The sequence below is a fragment of the Ruegeria sp. ABV3_008 genome, assembly GCF_056161185.1.
Window position 1 is genome coordinate 18237 of the sequence record NZ_JBSWYP010000006.1, and the last position, 17546, is coordinate 35782.

At 58.5% G+C, this 17546-nt stretch carries 11 protein-coding genes; 2 read left to right on the top strand and 9 right to left on the bottom strand.

Features of this window, described 5'->3' with window-relative positions; all coding sequences use genetic code 11:
- Positions 1 to 151: 151 nt before the first annotated feature.
- Positions 152 to 1957 (top strand): autotransporter assembly complex protein TamA, encoded by a 1806-nt coding sequence (locus ACXAH8_RS11680; protein WP_475218584.1) that lies wholly within the window; start codon positions 152 to 154, stop codon positions 1955 to 1957.
- Entirely contained in the window at positions 1954 to 6033 is a 4080-nt protein-coding gene (locus ACXAH8_RS11685; protein WP_475218586.1) for a translocation/assembly module TamB domain-containing protein, read from the top strand. Before ACXAH8_RS11680 ends, ACXAH8_RS11685 begins: the two co-directional genes overlap by 4 nt.
- 5 nt (positions 6034 to 6038) lie before the next feature.
- Here the strand turns inward: ACXAH8_RS11685 and ACXAH8_RS11690 are convergent, their stop codons facing one another.
- The 9 genes from ACXAH8_RS11690 to ACXAH8_RS11730 all read right to left on the bottom strand — a co-directional run bounded on the left by ACXAH8_RS11690 (position 6039) and on the right by ACXAH8_RS11730 (position 17518).
- Entirely contained in the window at positions 6039 to 6575 is a 537-nt protein-coding gene (locus ACXAH8_RS11690; RefSeq protein ID WP_475218588.1) for a thioesterase family protein, read from the bottom strand.
- Positions 6572 to 7357: a cyclase family protein gene (locus ACXAH8_RS11695; protein WP_475218590.1), complete on the bottom strand. Its 786-nt coding sequence runs from the start codon at positions 7355 to 7357 to the stop codon at positions 6572 to 6574. Before ACXAH8_RS11695 ends, ACXAH8_RS11690 begins: the two co-directional genes overlap by 4 nt.
- Positions 7358 to 7468: 111 nt before the next feature.
- The gene (fdhF, locus tag ACXAH8_RS11700; RefSeq protein ID WP_475218592.1) at positions 7469 to 10255 is read right to left on the bottom strand and encodes a formate dehydrogenase subunit alpha; all 2787 of its coding nucleotides are present in this window, start codon (positions 10253 to 10255) and stop codon (positions 7469 to 7471) included.
- Between the two features lie 14 nt (positions 10256 to 10269).
- Entirely contained in the window at positions 10270 to 11973 is a 1704-nt protein-coding gene (locus tag ACXAH8_RS11705) for an NAD(P)H-dependent oxidoreductase subunit E (protein ID WP_475218595.1), read from the bottom strand.
- Positions 11974 to 12058: 85 nt separating this feature from the next.
- Positions 12059 to 12940, bottom strand: a complete 882-nt coding sequence (locus ACXAH8_RS11710; protein ID WP_475218598.1) for a LysR family transcriptional regulator — start codon at positions 12938 to 12940, stop codon at positions 12059 to 12061.
- Positions 12941 to 13395: 455 nt separating this feature from the next.
- Positions 13396 to 14175 (bottom strand): IclR family transcriptional regulator, encoded by a 780-nt coding sequence (locus tag ACXAH8_RS11715; protein ID WP_475218601.1) that lies wholly within the window; start codon positions 14173 to 14175, stop codon positions 13396 to 13398.
- An 11-nt stretch (positions 14176 to 14186) separates the two neighbouring features.
- Positions 14187 to 15545 carry a TRAP transporter large permease gene (locus ACXAH8_RS11720; protein ID WP_170380872.1) on the bottom strand — a complete coding sequence of 453 codons (1359 nt, stop codon included), beginning with the start codon at positions 15543 to 15545 and terminating at the stop codon, positions 14187 to 14189.
- Positions 15545 to 16210, bottom strand: coding sequence for a TRAP transporter small permease (locus ACXAH8_RS11725; protein WP_475218603.1), 666 nt, complete (start codon positions 16208 to 16210; stop codon positions 15545 to 15547). Before ACXAH8_RS11725 ends, ACXAH8_RS11720 begins: the two co-directional genes overlap by 1 nt.
- 69 nt (positions 16211 to 16279) lie before the next feature.
- Positions 16280 to 17518, bottom strand: coding sequence for a TRAP transporter substrate-binding protein (locus tag ACXAH8_RS11730; protein ID WP_170380876.1), 1239 nt, complete (start codon positions 17516 to 17518; stop codon positions 16280 to 16282).
- Between the last annotated feature and the right edge of the window lie 28 nt (positions 17519 to 17546).

Here is a 17546-nt window from a genome sequence, read left to right on the forward strand (position 1 = left end):
CCCGACGCAACACAACTGCGGACCTTATTCACTAGCCACACATCAAAAGCCTTTTCCTGAACGGCCTCAAATGCTCTAACATGAATTTAATCGACCGCGATCCGACAGCGCGGTCGAATAGTATTCGAGTTGAGGCAGTTGGAGCCATTTGATGCAGGGCAGCAGACCGCAACGCCGTCTGACAGGTTGGCTTTTGGCCGCAATGACAGCTTTGGCCCCAACCGGCCTGTTGGCCCTCGAAACCAGTCTCGTCGCTCCAGAGGCCTCAAAAGAGTTAAGAGAACGCATCGAGGAAACCTCGTCCGTCACGACCGCTGACTCCCGTGGTCTGGACACACCTCTCGAAATCCTCTCGGCCGCCCTGTCCGATTATCGCACCATTGTTCAGATTCTGTACGACGAGGGCTATTTCAGCCCGGTGGTCAGTATCAAACTGGACGGCAAAGAGGCCGCAGACCTCAGCACCCTGAGCGTTCCCGCGCAAATCAACCGCGCCGTGATCACCGTCGAAACTGGCCCAAGCTTCCGGTTCGGCAAAGCAATCGTACAGCCCGTTGCACCGGACACGGTGCTGCCGGAAGAGTTCGCGCCGGGCAAACTGGCCACTACAGGGACAATCCAACAGGCAACCTCGGCCGGGTTGCAGGGGTGGAGAGACGCTGGTCACGCAAAGGCCGAACTTGCGAACCAAACCATCATCGCCCGCCATGCGCAGGCCCAACTGGACGCACAGATTGATCTGGACCCGGGGCGTCGCCTGACTTTCGGCAGAATGTTCATCAAGGGCGACACTGACGTCAAACACCGTTCTATCGAAGATATCGCGGGCTTCCCAAGTGGTGAGGTGTACTCTCCGGCCAAAATCCAGAAAGTCGGCACGCGTTTGCGCCGGACTGGTACGTTCAGCGTCGTCTCGATAACAGAGCGCGAGACCCCCAACCCCGATGGAACGCTGGATTTCGATGCCACCTTCGAAGACCTGCCCAAACGCCGCCTGACCTTCGGGGTCGAACTGGCCTCGCGCGATGGGTTGGATGTGACGGCCACATGGACCCACCGTAACGTCTTTCGCCGGGCTGAGCGGCTACGATTTGAAGCCGCTCTGCGCAACATAGGTGGGGCCGAGGATTTGGACGGGCGGATCGGTCTAAGACTGGACCAACCCGACCGACTAGGACCCGATGACAACACGTTCTGGAACGCTCTGCTAGAACGACGCAACACGGAAAACTACAACGTCACCGTCGCCTCACTGGCCTATGGTGCGCGGCGCACGTTTTCAGACAGGCTCTATGCCGAAGCGTCTGTCGGTTTTCAGTGGTCCGATGCCGATGACGCCTACGGAGATGGGCGAAAATTCCGATACTTCATAATCCCCTTTCGGTCAGAATGGGACGAGCGCGATAGCAAGATCAGCGCGACACGCGGGTTTTACCTAGACGCGCAGGCCACTCCCTTCGCCGGGCTCTCCGGAACCGAAAGTGGCATTCGCCTCTTCGGAGACGGACGGGCCTACACCAGTCTGGGTACTGGCGGAAAACTGGTCTTGGCCGGGCGCGTTCAAATCGGGTCAGTCATCGGCCCGTCAGCGGATGGGGTAACGCCGGACTTCCTGTTCTTCTCGGGCGGTGCGGGAACTGTTCGCGGGCAACCGTTTGAAAGCCTCGGTATTCCGGTAGGCACCGGCATCGCAGGTGGCAAATCGTTTCTGGGCTTTTCCGGCGAGGTACGCGGCAAAATCACCGAAAGCCTGTCGCTGGTCGGGTTCTACGACTACGGTACCGTGGATACATCTTCGTTCATCGGCAGCGATGCCGAAAATCACGCCGGTGCCGGTCTGGGTGTGCGCTATGATCTGGGCGGATTCGGACCACTACGCTTTGATCTGGCCTACCCGGTTCAGGGCGATACAGGCAACGGGCTGCAATTCTATATCGGGATTGGACAGGCATTTTGAAACGCTACCTCGCATATCCGCTGCTGATCGGCACGCTGATCTGTGTGCCCCCAGCCCTGCACGCCCAAGAGGACGAAGGCGGTAGCATGATTGAGCGGTTCCTGCAGGATACGCTGTCGGGTGATGACCAGAACGTCACCGTCACGGGCCTACAAGGCGCGCTGAGTTCCCGTGCAACCATCGCCGAGATCACCGTCGCCGATGATGAAGGCGTCTGGCTGACTATCAAAGACGCCGAGCTTGACTGGAACCGTCTAGCGCTGATCCGGGGGCGCTTCTCGGTCAACGCGTTGACCGCTCAGGAAATCGACATTTCCCGCGCGCCCGGCACCACAACCAAGGAGGCTCCCCCCCCTTCGGCCGAGACTACGCCGTTCCAACTGCCCGAACTGCCCGTCGCGATTGAAATCGGAGAGCTTCGGATTGATGAGCTGGCTTTGGGCGAGCCCTTGATCGGCGTTGCCGCTGACTTGAACGTCACCGGCAACCTGTCGCTGGCTGATGGAACCTTAGATACCAGCCTAGACATCACCCGCCTTGACCGCGCCGGAGACGAAATCACCCTCAAAGCCGGCTTCCAGAATTCCAGTAGCCAAATTGATCTGGACCTGAGCGTGGTCGAGGCCTCAGGCGGCCTCATCTCAACCGCGCTGAAAATCCCCGACAGCCCTCCCATTGGTTTGACGGCCAAAGGCTCTGGCCAGTTGACGGACTTCACCGCAGATATCAGCTTGAGCAGTGACAGCCAGCCGCGCGTTTCAGGTCAGGTGCGCCTGCGTGCGGCCGAAAGCGGCGCGGCGGATGGGATCGCGTTCACCGCCGATCTGGGTGGTGACCTGACGCCCTTTGTCGCAAGCGATATGGATGTATTCTTTGGCACCGACACGCGACTGTTTGTCGATGGCCAGACCCAGCCGGAAGGCGCGCTGAACATCAGTGATCTGGAATTCACGTCTCAGGCGCTGAAACTGGAAGGTCAGTTGGAACTGGCCTCGGGCGGCACGTTGCAACTGGCCGCTCTGCAGGGCCGCATCACCCCACCTGAGGGCGACAAAGTGGTCCTGCCTGTCTCGGGTGGAGGGACTTCGATTGAGGCGGCGCAAATCTCGGCCCTGTTCGACCAGCAGAACGGCAATCTGTGGGATCTGAGCCTGACAGCCAATGGGCTTACCACAGACCAGATCAGCCTTCGGCGCGCGCAAATTGCGGCGCAGGGGAGCTTGGAACAAGGGGATACCCTCAGCCTCGATGGAGACCTGCAAGCCGCGCTTGACGGTCTGGATCTGTCTGATCCGGCCCTGAACACCGCGATTGGCGACCGGATCACGCTGGACGGCGTGTTTGAATATGGCAGCGACGAGACGCTGAACCTATCCGGGTTCGAGTTGATCGGGGCGGACTACACGCTTGATCTCGACGCGCTGATCAGCGGGCTGACCAGCGGCCTGAACATCGACGGTTCGGCGAAGCTTGACGCCTCCGACCTTTCGCGGTTCTCGAATCTGGCCAAGCTTGACCTCGGCGGAGAGGTCTCGGCCACCGTCGAAGGCAGCGGGTCGCCACTAGAGCGCAGTTTTGACGGGAAAGTCACCGTCAAAGGCAGCGATCTTTCCACGGGTCGAGACGACATCGATCCGGTGATCACGGGCGAGACCACGATCACGCTGGACGCAAAGCGCGGCTCGGACGGTGTGACAATCCGGGACTTCACATTGATCGCAGATGCCGCCCGGGCTCAGGCTGCAGGAACCGTGACCACGCCCGATGGGAACCTGTCCATTGACGGGCAAGCCACGGTCAGCGCCCGAGATTTGTCGGTTTTCTCGGGCCTCGCCAAGCGAGATCTGGGTGGTTCGGTACAGGCCCGTCTGGACGGCAAAGGTACAGTTCAAACGCTGGAGTTTGACGGCACGGCCAGTGTGACCGCGCGGGATATTAAGACCGGGATGGATGATCTGGATCCGCTTCTGGCCGGGCAGACCTCAATCGAATTCGACGGAGCCTTGTCGCAAGAGCAAATCGAGATTCGTCAGGCCACGATCAACGGGCGCGCTCTGACGGCCGAAGCCGCTGCGACGATCACAGATCCCACCGGCGATTTGGCCGTCGACGGACAAGCCAAGGCGAACGTGCCCGACCTGTCGCTGTTCTCGGGCCTTGCGGGGCGGGATCTGGCTGGGTCTGTGAAGGCCGATATGCAAGGCAAAGGCGCGATGGGCAGCAAGCTGTTCGACGTGCAGGGCACGGCCGAGGCCAATGACATCCGCACCGGTATCGACCAATTGGATGCACTGATCTCGGGTCGCACAACTCTGAATGTGGATGCTGAAAACACCGACGCAGGCATGAACATCCGCACGTTCCGGCTAAACGGGACGGCGCTGACGGCAAATGCCTCGGGCCAGCTTGATCGTGAATCAGGCGGGCTGAACTTTTCGGCGATGCTGGATGACCTCAGCCGCCTTTCCACTACGTTGTCCGGCCCTTTGAAACTGGATGGCAATGTCGCGCCTACTCAGTCGGGGCTCGAAGGCACCGCGCGCCTGCAAGGGCCTGACAGCTCGTATGTAAACGTTGTCGGAACGGTTGAGACGGATGGCTCGGCAGATCTTGACTATGAGGCCAAGTTCAACCGGATCGAACGCTTTGTGCCGGACTTCCCCGGCACAGTGACGGCCGAAGGTACTGCGAAACGCGACAATGGAGTCTGGACGATTTCCTCAAACGCGACAGGGCCCGCGGATCTCAGCACAGAGCTGTCTGGCACGTTCGATGAAGGCACAGGCCTGGCAGATGTAACCGCCCAAGGTGGGATCAATCTGGGTATCGCCAATGCGTTCATCACGCCCAACAAGATCGAAGGCTCGGCCCGTTACAATCTGGCGCTCAAGGGCCAACCCGGGCTGGAGGCACTGTCGGGGACGATCACAACCTCGGGCACGTCCTTTGCGATACCGACTGCTGGGCAAACGATCACTGGAATTGGCGGGTCGGTCGATCTGGCCCAAGGCCGCGCTACGATATCTATGAACGGGGCCATGCGTGCAGGTGGCGGGTTCACCGTCAGCGGACCCGTCGACCTGACCCCGCCATTCAATGCTCAGATCACAACGACGTTGAACAACCTCGTGCTGACCGACCAGTTGCTCTACGAGACCACACTGAACGGTCAGATCGTGCTGGCGGGCGCTCTGACGGGCAATAGCAGCCTGGCGGGGCAGATCACATTTGGTGAAACCAACATTAACCTCGCCGCCGCATCGGGTGCAGTCGGCGCAGCACCGATCCCCGAAATACAGCATATCAATGAAAGCCGCCTGGGCTATGTCACCCGTGAACGGGCGCAACTGATCCCCAAGGAAGAGAAAAGCAAAAGCAACTCGCGCATTGCGCTGGATATCAGTCTGCTGGCCCCCAAAGCCGTTTTTGTAAGGGGGCGCGGCGTGAATGCGGAACTGGGTGGGAATATCTCAATCGGTGGCACCACGACATCCGTTGTCCCTTCGGGCCAGATCGAACTGCTGCGCGGCAATCTGGATATTCTGGGACGCAGGCTGACTCTGACCAAAGGGATCGTCACACTGCAAGGGGACCTGACGCCCTATATCGAGTTCGAATCATCGAGCAGCACATCAGACGGAACCGCCACGATCGAGATAGCCGGACCTCTGGATTCACCCGAAGTCAATGTTTTCTCAGACCCCGAACGCCCGACCGAAGAGGCGCTGGCCATGCTGTTGTTTGGCAACCGGTTCTCGGAACTCTCACCTTTTGTCATCGCACAGATGGCGGCCTCGCTGGCACAACTAAGCGGGGCCGGAGGTGATGCGACCAAGGGCCTGCGGGACTCGACAGGTGTTGACACGGTGGATATCGGTGCGACCGAAGGCGGCGCGGGCCGCTTTGGCGCAGGAGCATATCTTGGGGACAATCTGTACACGGACTTCACCGTCAACACAGACGGCGATACCGAGGTGAACCTGAACCTGGACGTCACGGACAGCTTCACTGTCCGAGGCACTGTTGACGGGCGCGGAGAAACCGGGATCGGGCTATTTTTCGAGCGCGACTACTAACCAGACTACTTTCGGCGAATACCAATCGGCTGGCCGATTTGTGGTGCCGCGGGAAGCGCCTTGTGATCGGCGACCATCCGCGCCAGCCGCCTGACCGCCCAGTCCGGATAAGGCGCAGACCGCCCCGTCGAGTGGCTGACATTCATGAACAGCACCTCTTGCGTGGCACACACCGTTTCATCCGGCATTGAGACCATCTGCCCGAAATAGTGCCCACGTTTCAGATCTGCATCCAGCAGCCGAAACCGAAAGTGGATCGTCATGTCCGAAGTGACCTCACGCAGGAACTGCATATGCGACTGCAGCACATAAGGCCCCTGCCCCATCGCGGCGACCTGCGGCTCACCCAGACCGAGATGATCGACCAGCAAACGCTCGAACGCGATGTCGAACGCCACGCCATAATAGCCCACATTCATATGCCCGTTGTAGTCGATCCAGTCCGGATGCAAGGCAAAGCCGTGGATTTCGATCGGTGCATCATACGGGCCATCATGGCCGCCAAGAGGTTGTGTATCTTGCGACATGTTGGTGATTTTCACTCCTCGGGGTCCTCAAAGATCGCGACGGCGCGGATGAACCCGGCTGACGCTCCTTTGATCTTGAAGGGAAAACAAGAAATCTCAAACCCCGTTGCGGGCAGTGTTTCGAGATTGGTTAGCTTCTCCATGTGGCAATAGCCGATCTCCATCGAGGCGCGGTGCCCCTCCCAGATGATCGAGGCATCTTTGGTTTCCGCATATTCCTGTGCGGTCAACGGGAAGGGCGCGTCCCAACTCCAGGCATCCGTGCCTGTGACGCGCACGCCGCGTTCTGTCAGATATAGGGTTGCTTCGCGCCCCATACCGCAGCCCTTCATCGGATAGTCGGGCTGGCCATATTGCGTCCCGGCAGAGGTGTTGACGACCACGATATCCAACGGTTTCAGCGTATGACCGATCCGTTTCAGCTCAGCTTCGACATCCGCTGCTGTGACCACATACCCATCCTCGAAATCGCGAAAATCCAGTTTAACGCCGGGATTCATGCACCACTCCAGCGGCACCTCATCGATGGTGATCGCCCGCTCACCTTTGTCCATTGTGGAATGATGATGATAGGGCGCGTCCAGATGGGTCCCGTTATGGGTCGCGATTTGCAATCGCTCGATAGCCCAACCCTCTCCGTCAGGTAGGTCATCCTTTTGCAGGCCGGGAAAGAACGACATGACCTGCTCGGCCGTTTGATCATGGGTCATGTACTCGATCTCAGGCAGCATGATCGGCGGGTCTGACACGATCCCGGTTTCCAGCGGAACGGACAAATCGACGAAACGGCGGGGCATCGGCAACTCCATCATGAATGACGGTGACAGGGTTGGCCGCGTGTAAGCCGCTGTCAAGACGTGAAAAAGACGACCCAATGGGCCGCCTTTTCCGAGCGTCTGGAATGGAGTTTACTCTGCCGCGATGGCGTCTTCGATCTTTTCGACCCGGATTGCCGAGAACTTGAACTCGGGGATTTTGCCATAGGGGTCGATGGCCGAGTTGGTCAGGATATTCGCCGCTGCCTCGACATAGGCAAACGGGATGAACACCATATCTTCGGCGATCGCACGGTCGGCACGAACCATGATCTCGATCGAGCCACGACGCGTGGTCAGGCGGATCATCTCACCCGGCTCAATCCCCATCAGCTTCAGAGTCCGCGGGTTCATTGAGCAGTTCGCCTCTGGCTCAACCGCGTCCAGAACCCTGGCGCGACGAGTCATCGACCCAGTGTGCCAATGCTCCAGCTGGCGGCCGGTGGTGGCTATCATCGGGTATTCGTCATCTGGGGCTTCATCCGGCGGGATGACGCTGGCCGGAGTGAACCGGGCCTTGCCGTCCGCACGTGGGAAGCCGTCACCGAACACAATCGCCTGACCCGGGTCTGTCTCGGACAGGGACGGATAGGTGATGGTCTCGGTCTCAAGACGCTCCCACGTGATGTTGTTGAGCGAGTTCATCGTCAACTTCATCTCGTTGAACACCTGCGACACATCAGTGTAGTCCCAGTTCAGCCCGATGCGCTGCCCAAGCTCGACGGTGATCTTCCAATCCTCACGCGCCTCACCCGGAGGGGTCACGGCCGGACGTACACGCTGGACCTGACGGTTGGTGTTCGACACGGTGCCGTTCTTCTCATAGAGCGCCGAGGCAGGCAGGATGATATCGGCGTAGTTCGCCGTTTCCGTCAGGAAGATATCCTGCACGATCATCAGCTCCAACTTGGCCAAAGCGTCGCGGGCATGACCAACATCGGGGTCGGACATGGCCGGGTTTTCGCCCTGGATATACATCCCCTTGATGTTGCCCGCATAGGCCTGATCAATGATCTCGGTGACGGTCAGGCCCTTCTCGTTCGAGAAGTCACGCTCGTCATTCCAAACAGTGTTGAACTTGGCTCGGATGTCATCGTCCATGACCGACTGATAGTCCGGCAGGAACATCGGGATCAGACCGGCGTCTGAGGCCCCTTGCACGTTGTTCTGACCCCGCAGAGGGTGCAGACCCGCGCCGGGTTTGCCCACATTGCCGGTCATCAACGCAAGGCTGATCAGGCAACGAGAGTTGTCGGTCCCGTGAATGTGCTGGCTGACGCCCATACCCCAGAAGATCAGGCCGGCCTTGGCCTGCGCAAAGGTGCGCGCGACGCGGCGTAGCTGCTCGGGTTCGATGCCACAGATCGGCGACATCGCCTCGGGCGTGAACTGGCGCAGATGCTCTTTCTCGGCTTCCCAGTTCTCGGTCCAGCGGTGGATATACTGGCTGTCATACAGCTCTTCCTCGACGATCACGTTCATGATCGCGTTGAGCATCGAGACATCGGCGCCTGGACGGAACTGCAGCATTTCGTCGGCGAATTTGCGCATACCGACGCCGCGCGGGTCCATCACGATCAGCTTGCCGCCGCGTTTGGCGAACTGCTTGAAGTAGGTCGCCGCAACAGGGTGGTTCTCGATCGGGTTCGAGCCGATGATGATCGCCACATCCGCGTTTTCGATCTCGTTGAAGGTCGCGGTCACAGCGCCCGAGCCCACGTTCTCGATCAGAGCCGCAACCGACGAGGCGTGGCACAGACGGGTGCAATGATCGACGTTGTTGTGGCGGAAGCCCTGACGGATGAACTTCTGGAACAGATAGGCTTCTTCATTGGTGCATTTGGCCGAGCCAAAGCCCGCAACGCTGCGCGGGTCTTCTTCGCGCAGGGCCATCAGCTTGGTGGCGGCCAGATCCATCGCCTCTTCCCAGGTCGCTTCGCGGAAATGGGTCGACAGGTTGCCCGGATCGACGTTCAGACCCTTTTCGGGCGCGTCCTCACGGCGGATCAACGGCGTGGTCAGGCGGTGCGGGTGATGGATATAGTCGAAGCCAAAGCGGCCTTTGACACACAAACGGCCTTCGTTTGCGGGACCGTTGATGCCCTCGACATATTTGACCTTACCGTCCTTGACCTTCAGCGAGACCTTGCAGCCCACACCGCAGAACGGGCAAACGCTTTCGGTTTCTGAGTCGTAATCCTTGCTGTCACCCTGCTGCTGGTCGTCCAGCACGGTGGCGGGCATCAGCGCGCCGGTGGGGCAAGCCTGAACGCACTCACCACAGGCCACACAGGTTGAATCGCCCATCGGGTCGTTCTGGTCGAACACCACCTGAGCCGTATGGCCGCGACCGGCCATGCCAATCACGTCATTCACCTGCACTTCACGGCAGGCACGGACGCAGAGGTTGCAGTTGATACACGCGTCCAGATTGACACGCATCGCAACGTGGCTGTCATCCAGCAGCGGGATCTTTTCGGCCTCTTTCGCCGGAAACCGGCTGTCGCTGACATCGTTCAGCTTGGCCATGTCCCAGAAATGGCTGGAAGTGTCGTGCGCCTCTTCCGGCTGATCGGCGACCAGCAGTTCCATGACCATGGCGCGCGATTTCTCGGCCCGGTCGCTGTCGGTCTTAACGACCATACCGTCAGCCGCAGGGCGGATGCACGAGGCGACCAGCGTGCGCTCGCCTTCCACCTCGACCATACAGGCGCGGCAGTTGCCGTCCGGGCGATAACCCGGCTGCGGCTTGTGGCACAGATGCGGGATGGTGAACCCCTGGCCTTTGGCGGCTTCCCAGATGGTCCAGCCCTCGGGCACGGTGACATCTTCGCCGTTCAGGTTGAAGGTGACGGTCTTGGTTGGGCTTGCGTCTAGCATGGCTCTGTCTCCCCTCAGATTTCGTCAGCGAAATGTTTCATGACAAGGCGGATCGGGTTCGGAGCGGCCTGCCCCAGACCGCAGATCGAAGCGTCGCCCATGACCTGGCACAGATCTTCCAGTAGATCGGTGTCCCACTTGTCGGCCTGCATCAGTTTCACCGCCTTTTCGCAGCCGGCACGACAGGGCGTACACTGGCCGCAGCTTTCATCTTCGAAGAACCGCAGCATGTTCAGCGCCGCGTCGCGAGCGGTGTCCTGATCGGAAAGAACCACCACGGCGGCCGAGCCGATAAAGGTGCCATGCGGTTGCAGCGTGTCGAAATCCAGCGGGATATCATCCATCGACGCAGGCAGCAGGCCCGAGGACGGACCGCCCGGCTGATACGCCTTGAAGGTCTGACCTTCGGCCATGCCACCGGCAGCTTCAATCACATCCAAAATGGTCGAGCCAGCGGGGAGCAGGTACACGCCCGGCTTCGCCACACGACCCGAGATCGAGTAGCTGCGCAGTCCCTTGCGTCCATTCTTTTCAACCGAACTCAGGATCTCCGGCCCTTCGCGGCAGATTTTCGAGACCCAATACAGCGTCTCAACGTTGTGCACCAAAGTCGGGCGGTTGAACACGCCAACCTGCGCCACGAACGGAGGACGGTGACGCGGCAGGCCCTTTTTGCCTTCGATCGACTCGATCATCGCGGACTCTTCACCGCAGATGTAGGCGCCAGCACCCCGGCGCAGGTCGATGTAGCCTTCTTCGACAATCCCTGCCTGCTCCAACGCGGCGATTTCACGGCGCAAGATTTCCAGCACGGCCGGATATTCGTCGCGCATGTAGATGAAGCAGGTCTCAGCCTCGACCGCCCATGCGGCGATAAGCATGCCTTCCAGGAAGACATGCGGCGTGCGCTCAAGATAGTAGCGGTCTTTGAATGTGCCGGGCTCGCCCTCATCGCCGTTCACGGCCAGATAGCGCGGGCCTTCATTCATGCGAACAAAGCCCCATTTCTTGCCCGACGGGAAGCCAGCACCGCCCAGACCACGCAGGCCCGAGGACAGAACGTCTTCCTGCACCTTCTCCCAATCGCCACTGTCGCGCAGCTCTTTCAGCTTGGCGTAACCGCCTTCGGCCTCATAGGCCGCGAAGGTTTCGTAGTCAGGCAGATGCGCATGGGTGTCACAAGCTGCTATCGCTGCCTGTACCTTTTCGGGGGTCGCATGGTCGATATGGTTGTGACCGATCTCGAGCACCGGAGCAGTATCACAGCGGCCCATGCACGGCGCGCGGACAACACGAACCTCGGACGGATCCAGACCGTCCTCAAGCGCTTTTTGCATCTGCTGGGCACCGGCCATTTCGCAGGACAGGGAATCACAAACGCGGATCGTCAACGCCGGAGGAGGCGTCTCACCCTCTTTCACCACATCGAAATGGGCATAGAAGGTCGCGGTTTCATAGATCTCGGCCTGACCGATGCGCATTTCAATCGCCAAGGCGGCGATGTGGTCGGCACTGATATGGCCGTGCGCGTCCTGTATCAAATGTAGAAATTCGATCAGCAGATCGCGGCGACGAGGGCGATCCCCCAACAGGCGCGCAATCTCCGCCTGTGCCTCATCTGTAAACTGACGGCCTTTGGGCGTATGCCGCCCTTTGCCTTTACCTGACTTCCAAACGCCCTTGGGTGCGCCTGATGGCTTGGTATCTAATGGTGCCATGATGCCCTCCGATTGAGGCTCCGTGTCTCATCAGTGGAGGATATCGTCAAATCGTCTTATACAATCGCACGATAACGACTCCTTATCACCGCAAAGACGTCACAACCGCCCTCAAGGCCTCGACCGTTGGCAATTCCGGATCTCGAGTCAGGGTCGCTAAACAAATCGGTTTACTGACTACGGGGTCGATCAGCGGCAGCACTTTAGTCCCCTTCAAATCACCCAGAGACCGCAGCAGAACACGCGGAACCACAGTGGCCGCCAACCCCTCGCGTGCCATCACCATCGAAGCAGTAAAGCCACTGGTTTCGGCCACCACATCCGGGTGCAGCCCCTGATCCAGAAAGATCCGATCCAGAATACGCCGGTTCTGCATTTGCGGCACCAGCAGGCTGAGGGGGAAATCAGCAACCTTGGCCCAAGGGATCGGGCGGGTATCCTCGACCATATGCGCGGGGGCCAGGAGGACATAAGTTTCCTCATAGAGAGGCTGCACCTGCCGCAAATCGGTGCCGATACTGTCGCCATAGGTCACTCCCGCATCCAGGCTGCCTTCGTCCAACCGATGCTGAATGGCCGAGGCCGACATGGTCTCAATCCGGGTCACGATCCGCGGATGCGCCTTACGCAAATGTTTCGTCAGTCGTCCGGTAAAGGCGATGGCGGTAGGGATCACGCCCAGCATCAACGTTCCGGTGATCTCACCCTTTGCGGCCTGCACCTGCTGCTCCAGCGCCTTGGCATCATCGAGAATGCGCCGCGCCCGGAGGACGATCATCTCACCCTCTTCGGTCAGACCCTGAAACCGGTTGGCGCGCCGAACAATCGAAACGCCTAACCGGTCTTCAAGATTGCGGATGCGCATCGAGAAGGCGGGCTGAGAAATCCCGCATTCCTCAGCCGCTTTGGCAAAATGTCGATGCCGTGCGAGGGCGCTGAGGAGTTGGAGGTCTCGGATTTCGATCATGGAAGGGTTTCTCGAACGGCAGGATACATTTTAAACTAGCGGGGTTTTCAATGCGCAGAAACGCGTAATCCGACCGAAATCTCAGCGTAGCGCGACTATGCAAGGCAAAGTACTAGCAGGCAAACTCCCCGAGATGGTACCTGAATGTCAGAGAAACGGACTTTGCCGACCTTCCCGCTTTGTACTTGATCTACCGTTTTCGGATTTCGAGACCAACTCTTCGTCCTAGCCGTGCCAAGCAAATTGGGACGTGACACTGGCTATGACGGCTTGCCATCTGCGTCGCGAGCGAGCATTCCCCGATGCACAGACATCCGCTTCCGATTCAACCAACCCTTCGCAGAGATCGCACGATCCCTTGGGAGAGCGTCAAACACGCTCGCAATTTCAGCCAACCCAAAACGATCATTTTTGTCTGGTTTGACGAAAGCTTTGACCATGGTCTCGAGCAGAAATCAGTTAGCTAGCATTTCCGATAGCTCACCTGCTCCTTTTTGCAGGATGTTCATAAAGGACAGCAGGCTGTTGACGTCGTGACGTTGGGTTGGAGCATGTACCGAAAGTGTGCCTACTAGTCTGCCTTGCCCGTCTCGAATGGGCACAGCGATGGCCGTCATTCCGGCCATGAATTCCTCATCATCTGTCGCGTAACCGTTTTCAGCGATTCTGCAGATTTCCTCGCGCAGTGCTTTGGGGTTCGTTAGGGATTGTTCGGTCCGCGGTTGTAAATTGCCTGCAGAGAGAAACCCATCCAACGTCTTCTGACGCAGGGTAGACAGGTACATTTTGCCGCTAGCAGTGCAATGGAAGGGCACCTGAGTACCGATTGGCAATTGGATGCGCAGCGGCCATTTCGTTTCGACCCGGTCGAGGTAGATCATCCCTTCCCGGTCTGGGATGGCTAAGTTGCAAGTCTCACCCACGTTTTCGGCGACACTGCGCAAGATTGCCAGACGCGCAGTGCGCAAGTGTTCGGCAGACATGGTATTGACCGAAAGCGACCGTAGCCGGCGCCCAGGACCAAACGAGCGGCCATCCAGATCTCGTTGCAGAAAACCCTCGGCCTCTGCGGTTTGCAGCAGACGGTGGATTGTGGGCTTCGCCAGTCCCAATGTCTCGATTAGGTCCGATGGTTTGACGGCGACCCCGCGCCGCGCCACCTCTTCAAGGATGAGAAGTAGGCGCAGGTTGGTCGGGATCTGAGTTTCTTTGTCTTGTGTTTCCGTCTCGGCCATCCCGCAACATTCTAGTTATTTGGCAGCAGGATCAAGGCCAGATCTGGCACAAGCGACACCAAGATCCATACCGACAGCAAAGCCACCAGATAGGGCACCGTGTATCGCAAAAGCCGGAAATAGGGTACGCCGGTCACTCCCGATGCCACATAGAGGTTCAAACCGTAGGGCGGAGTGATAAAGCCGATAGACGCGCCCACCAGGAAGATTACCGAGAAATGGATCGGATCTATCCCAACCGAGGCCGCAATTGGCGCGAGTATCGGCGCAAGGATGATCGTCACTGGCAAACTTTCCAGCACCATACCGGAAAAGAAGACGATCACCATCGAGGTAAATAGAACCGCGTGGTAGCCGCCCATTGAGGTTACAAAGTTCCCAATGGTTTCTTGCGCCCCCAGCAGCGACAGGATTTGCTGCATCACCACTGAAATTGCGATTAGTGGTGCAAGAATGCCTGTTATCTGGGCTGACCGGATGACAATTGAGGGGATCTCGGGGATCGTAAAGCCTTCGACCACGAACATCTCGGCGTAGCTTTTTTCGGTCGGCGGAATATCGTTCCGTGCGCCCATGATCCGGTTGATCGGATAGCTGACCAACCCGGCGATCACACAGAAACCAACGGTCACACCCGCCGCTTCGGTGGGTGAGAACTTACCTGTGTAGATGCCCCACAGAACCAGCCCGATGGCGAAGAAACCCAACCATGCGCCGAACGCGGTTTTCAGCACCCGGTTCAGTTGCAGCGGGATCAAGTGGCCCCAGCCGTTCATTCGGCAGATGATCCAGCAGGCAAACTGCATACCAAAAACCATCAACGCACCTGGCAGAATACCCGCGACGAACAGCTCCGAAATCGGTAGGTTCATCAGGAACCCATAGACAATGAAAATAATCGACGGCGGAATGATGATCCCCACGGTGCCGCCCGCAGCCGCAGTGGCCGCGCTGAACCGTTCGTCATAGCCGCCTTTGACCATCTCCGGGTGCAACATGGAACCAATGGTGGCGGTCGTGGCCGAGTTCGAGCCCGAAATAGCGGCGAACAACCCGCACGCCCCCAGAGAGGCCATTGCCAATCCGCCGCGTATCCAGCCCAGACAGGCATAGGCGAAGTCGCTGAGCCGTCGCGCGATGCCGGATTTGTTGATTAGGTCTCCGGTCAGGATGAACAGCGGCATCGCCAGTAGGGCAAAACCCTTGTTGAAGACGTTCAAAAGCTCGGCGCCCATATTGTCGAGCGTCAAGCCAAGGACAAACGAACAACCGATAACCCAGTAGCCGATGACCAGCAGAACCGGTACGCCCAGCATGAATAGAAAAGTGACCCCAAGCGAGATCAGTGTGACCATGGTTCCGTCTGTCATTAGTCTGCTCCGATCACGGCCTGCTTGATGAGCGGCTCGCCTGTTTTCCAATTGTGCAGATCATCCGCGAGGTTCTGAAACACGCGCCCGACCATCAAAAAGAAAGACAGAGGAGCAGCCAGAAGAAACCACCACTGCATGATGTTGTCGGTACCCAATACGATCTGGAAATTTGACGCGGACAGGGCGACCAGTCGGGTTGTAGTGACAATGACGATCACCGCGAAAATAAACCACAGAACCGCATCAAGGATGAGGCAAGTGAGTTGCCCTGCCCTCGGCATCGCGGTGCGGAATTCACTGAAACTCAGATGCGTGCGAAGGCGTACGTTGTAAGACGCCCCGAACCACGCCATGACCATAAATAGCAGTGGTGGAATGGTCGTTGACCATGGCTCTTGGTCGTTAAACACGAAGCGGTCGATCACACCCCAGAAGATGATCAGTGCAATGGCAAGATACGAATAAACCATCACTGATCGTTCCAGATGGCGTTCAATGAAGGGCACCTTTCGATAGATCAGCATGACCAGAAGCCCGCCAAGTGCGGAGGCCACTGCACCCAGAACCCAAGCAGCGTCAGATTCCAGAGCGGATTGAATCTCGAACGAATCCTGGCTGAGAAAGGCGCTGAAGATCGCGCCTATGTCTGCCCATAACGACATGTACCCCGTCCTCCCAGTCGGTGTTTTTTTTTGGAACCGGCCCGTTTGGGGCCGGTTCACATCAGCTTATCAGGCTTGGCCCATCCACCAACGGCGCGGCTCGACATTTTCCGGCAGGGTATCGGCGGGAATTTCACGCGCGATGTCGTAGATTTCCTGATACGTATCGATGCCGCCAGCCCATTTATTCAGGCGTTCACGCCACTGTGCCCAAGGCTCAGGGTTATAGTTCGGGGCGCACATCTCTTCGGCCAGTTTGATCTGATCGTCCGGCAGGAAGGCCGGGCGGACACCGTTTTCGGCAAAGATCGTGTTTGGAAGCTGCGGCTCCGAGAAGCCAACTGTGTTCAACAACGCAGCCTCATTCGCACCTTGGATCAACGCCTGAGTGAAGTAGGAAGACTCCATCACTGCGTCTTGCAACTCGCCTCCGAGGCTATCGAAGACCTTGGCGGACATCGAGGTGTGCTCGGTGCCACAGAAGAACTTCAGGTTCACCGACTGCGAAACCACCGGCGCCATATTGGCGTAAGCCACAGCAGAGGCCCAAGTTTCAGCCCCGTCAATCAGACCTGTTTTCAGAGCGTCCAGTGTCTCTTCCCAAGCCACCGGAACCGGGTTCAGGTTCAGCAACTGCATTGCAATCCGGCCCAACTGCGTGCCGGTCACACGGTTCTTGGTGCCGAACAACTCTTCCAATTTGGTTACTGTGGGCTTGTCAGCAAAGGTCGAGCCCATTTGCAGTCCGCGCAGTTCGCAATGGGTAAACAGGAACTTCAACCCATGCCGTTTCTCCAGGGGGTCGCGGAGAATGCGCTGGCTCGCAGGGCTGTAGAAGAAGTGGTACTGCGCCGCGCGGCTCGGGAACATATAGGCGTAGTCCAACACGTTCAGATAGGGCGCGCCACCAGCCGAGTTCTGGGTCGAAGCGGCGTAGATATCAACGATTCCCTGCTGGGTTTTTTCAACACAGCTAAGTTGTCCGCAGATCTGATTGTCGCCGATGAACTCGATCCGAATCTCACCATCTGTGCGTTCTTCCAGATCACGCGCGAACTCGATAGCCCCGGCGCGTTCGATCAGAAGGTTGCGAGTGTTGAAGCCTGAAGCGCCAAACTTCAGCGTGTGCTTAGGCTCTTTTGAGAACCGTTTTTCGTACGTGGATTCAGCCGCTTGAGCCAGGTTGGCCAAGCTCATCGCTCCACCAAACCCACCCGCTGCCAGCAGAGTCGAACTCATACCGTAACGGCCAGCTACACGGAAGAAATCCCGCCGCGAAATACCACTTAGTTTCTTACCGATCTCCATTGCTTACCTCCCTGATCGCAATTATTGA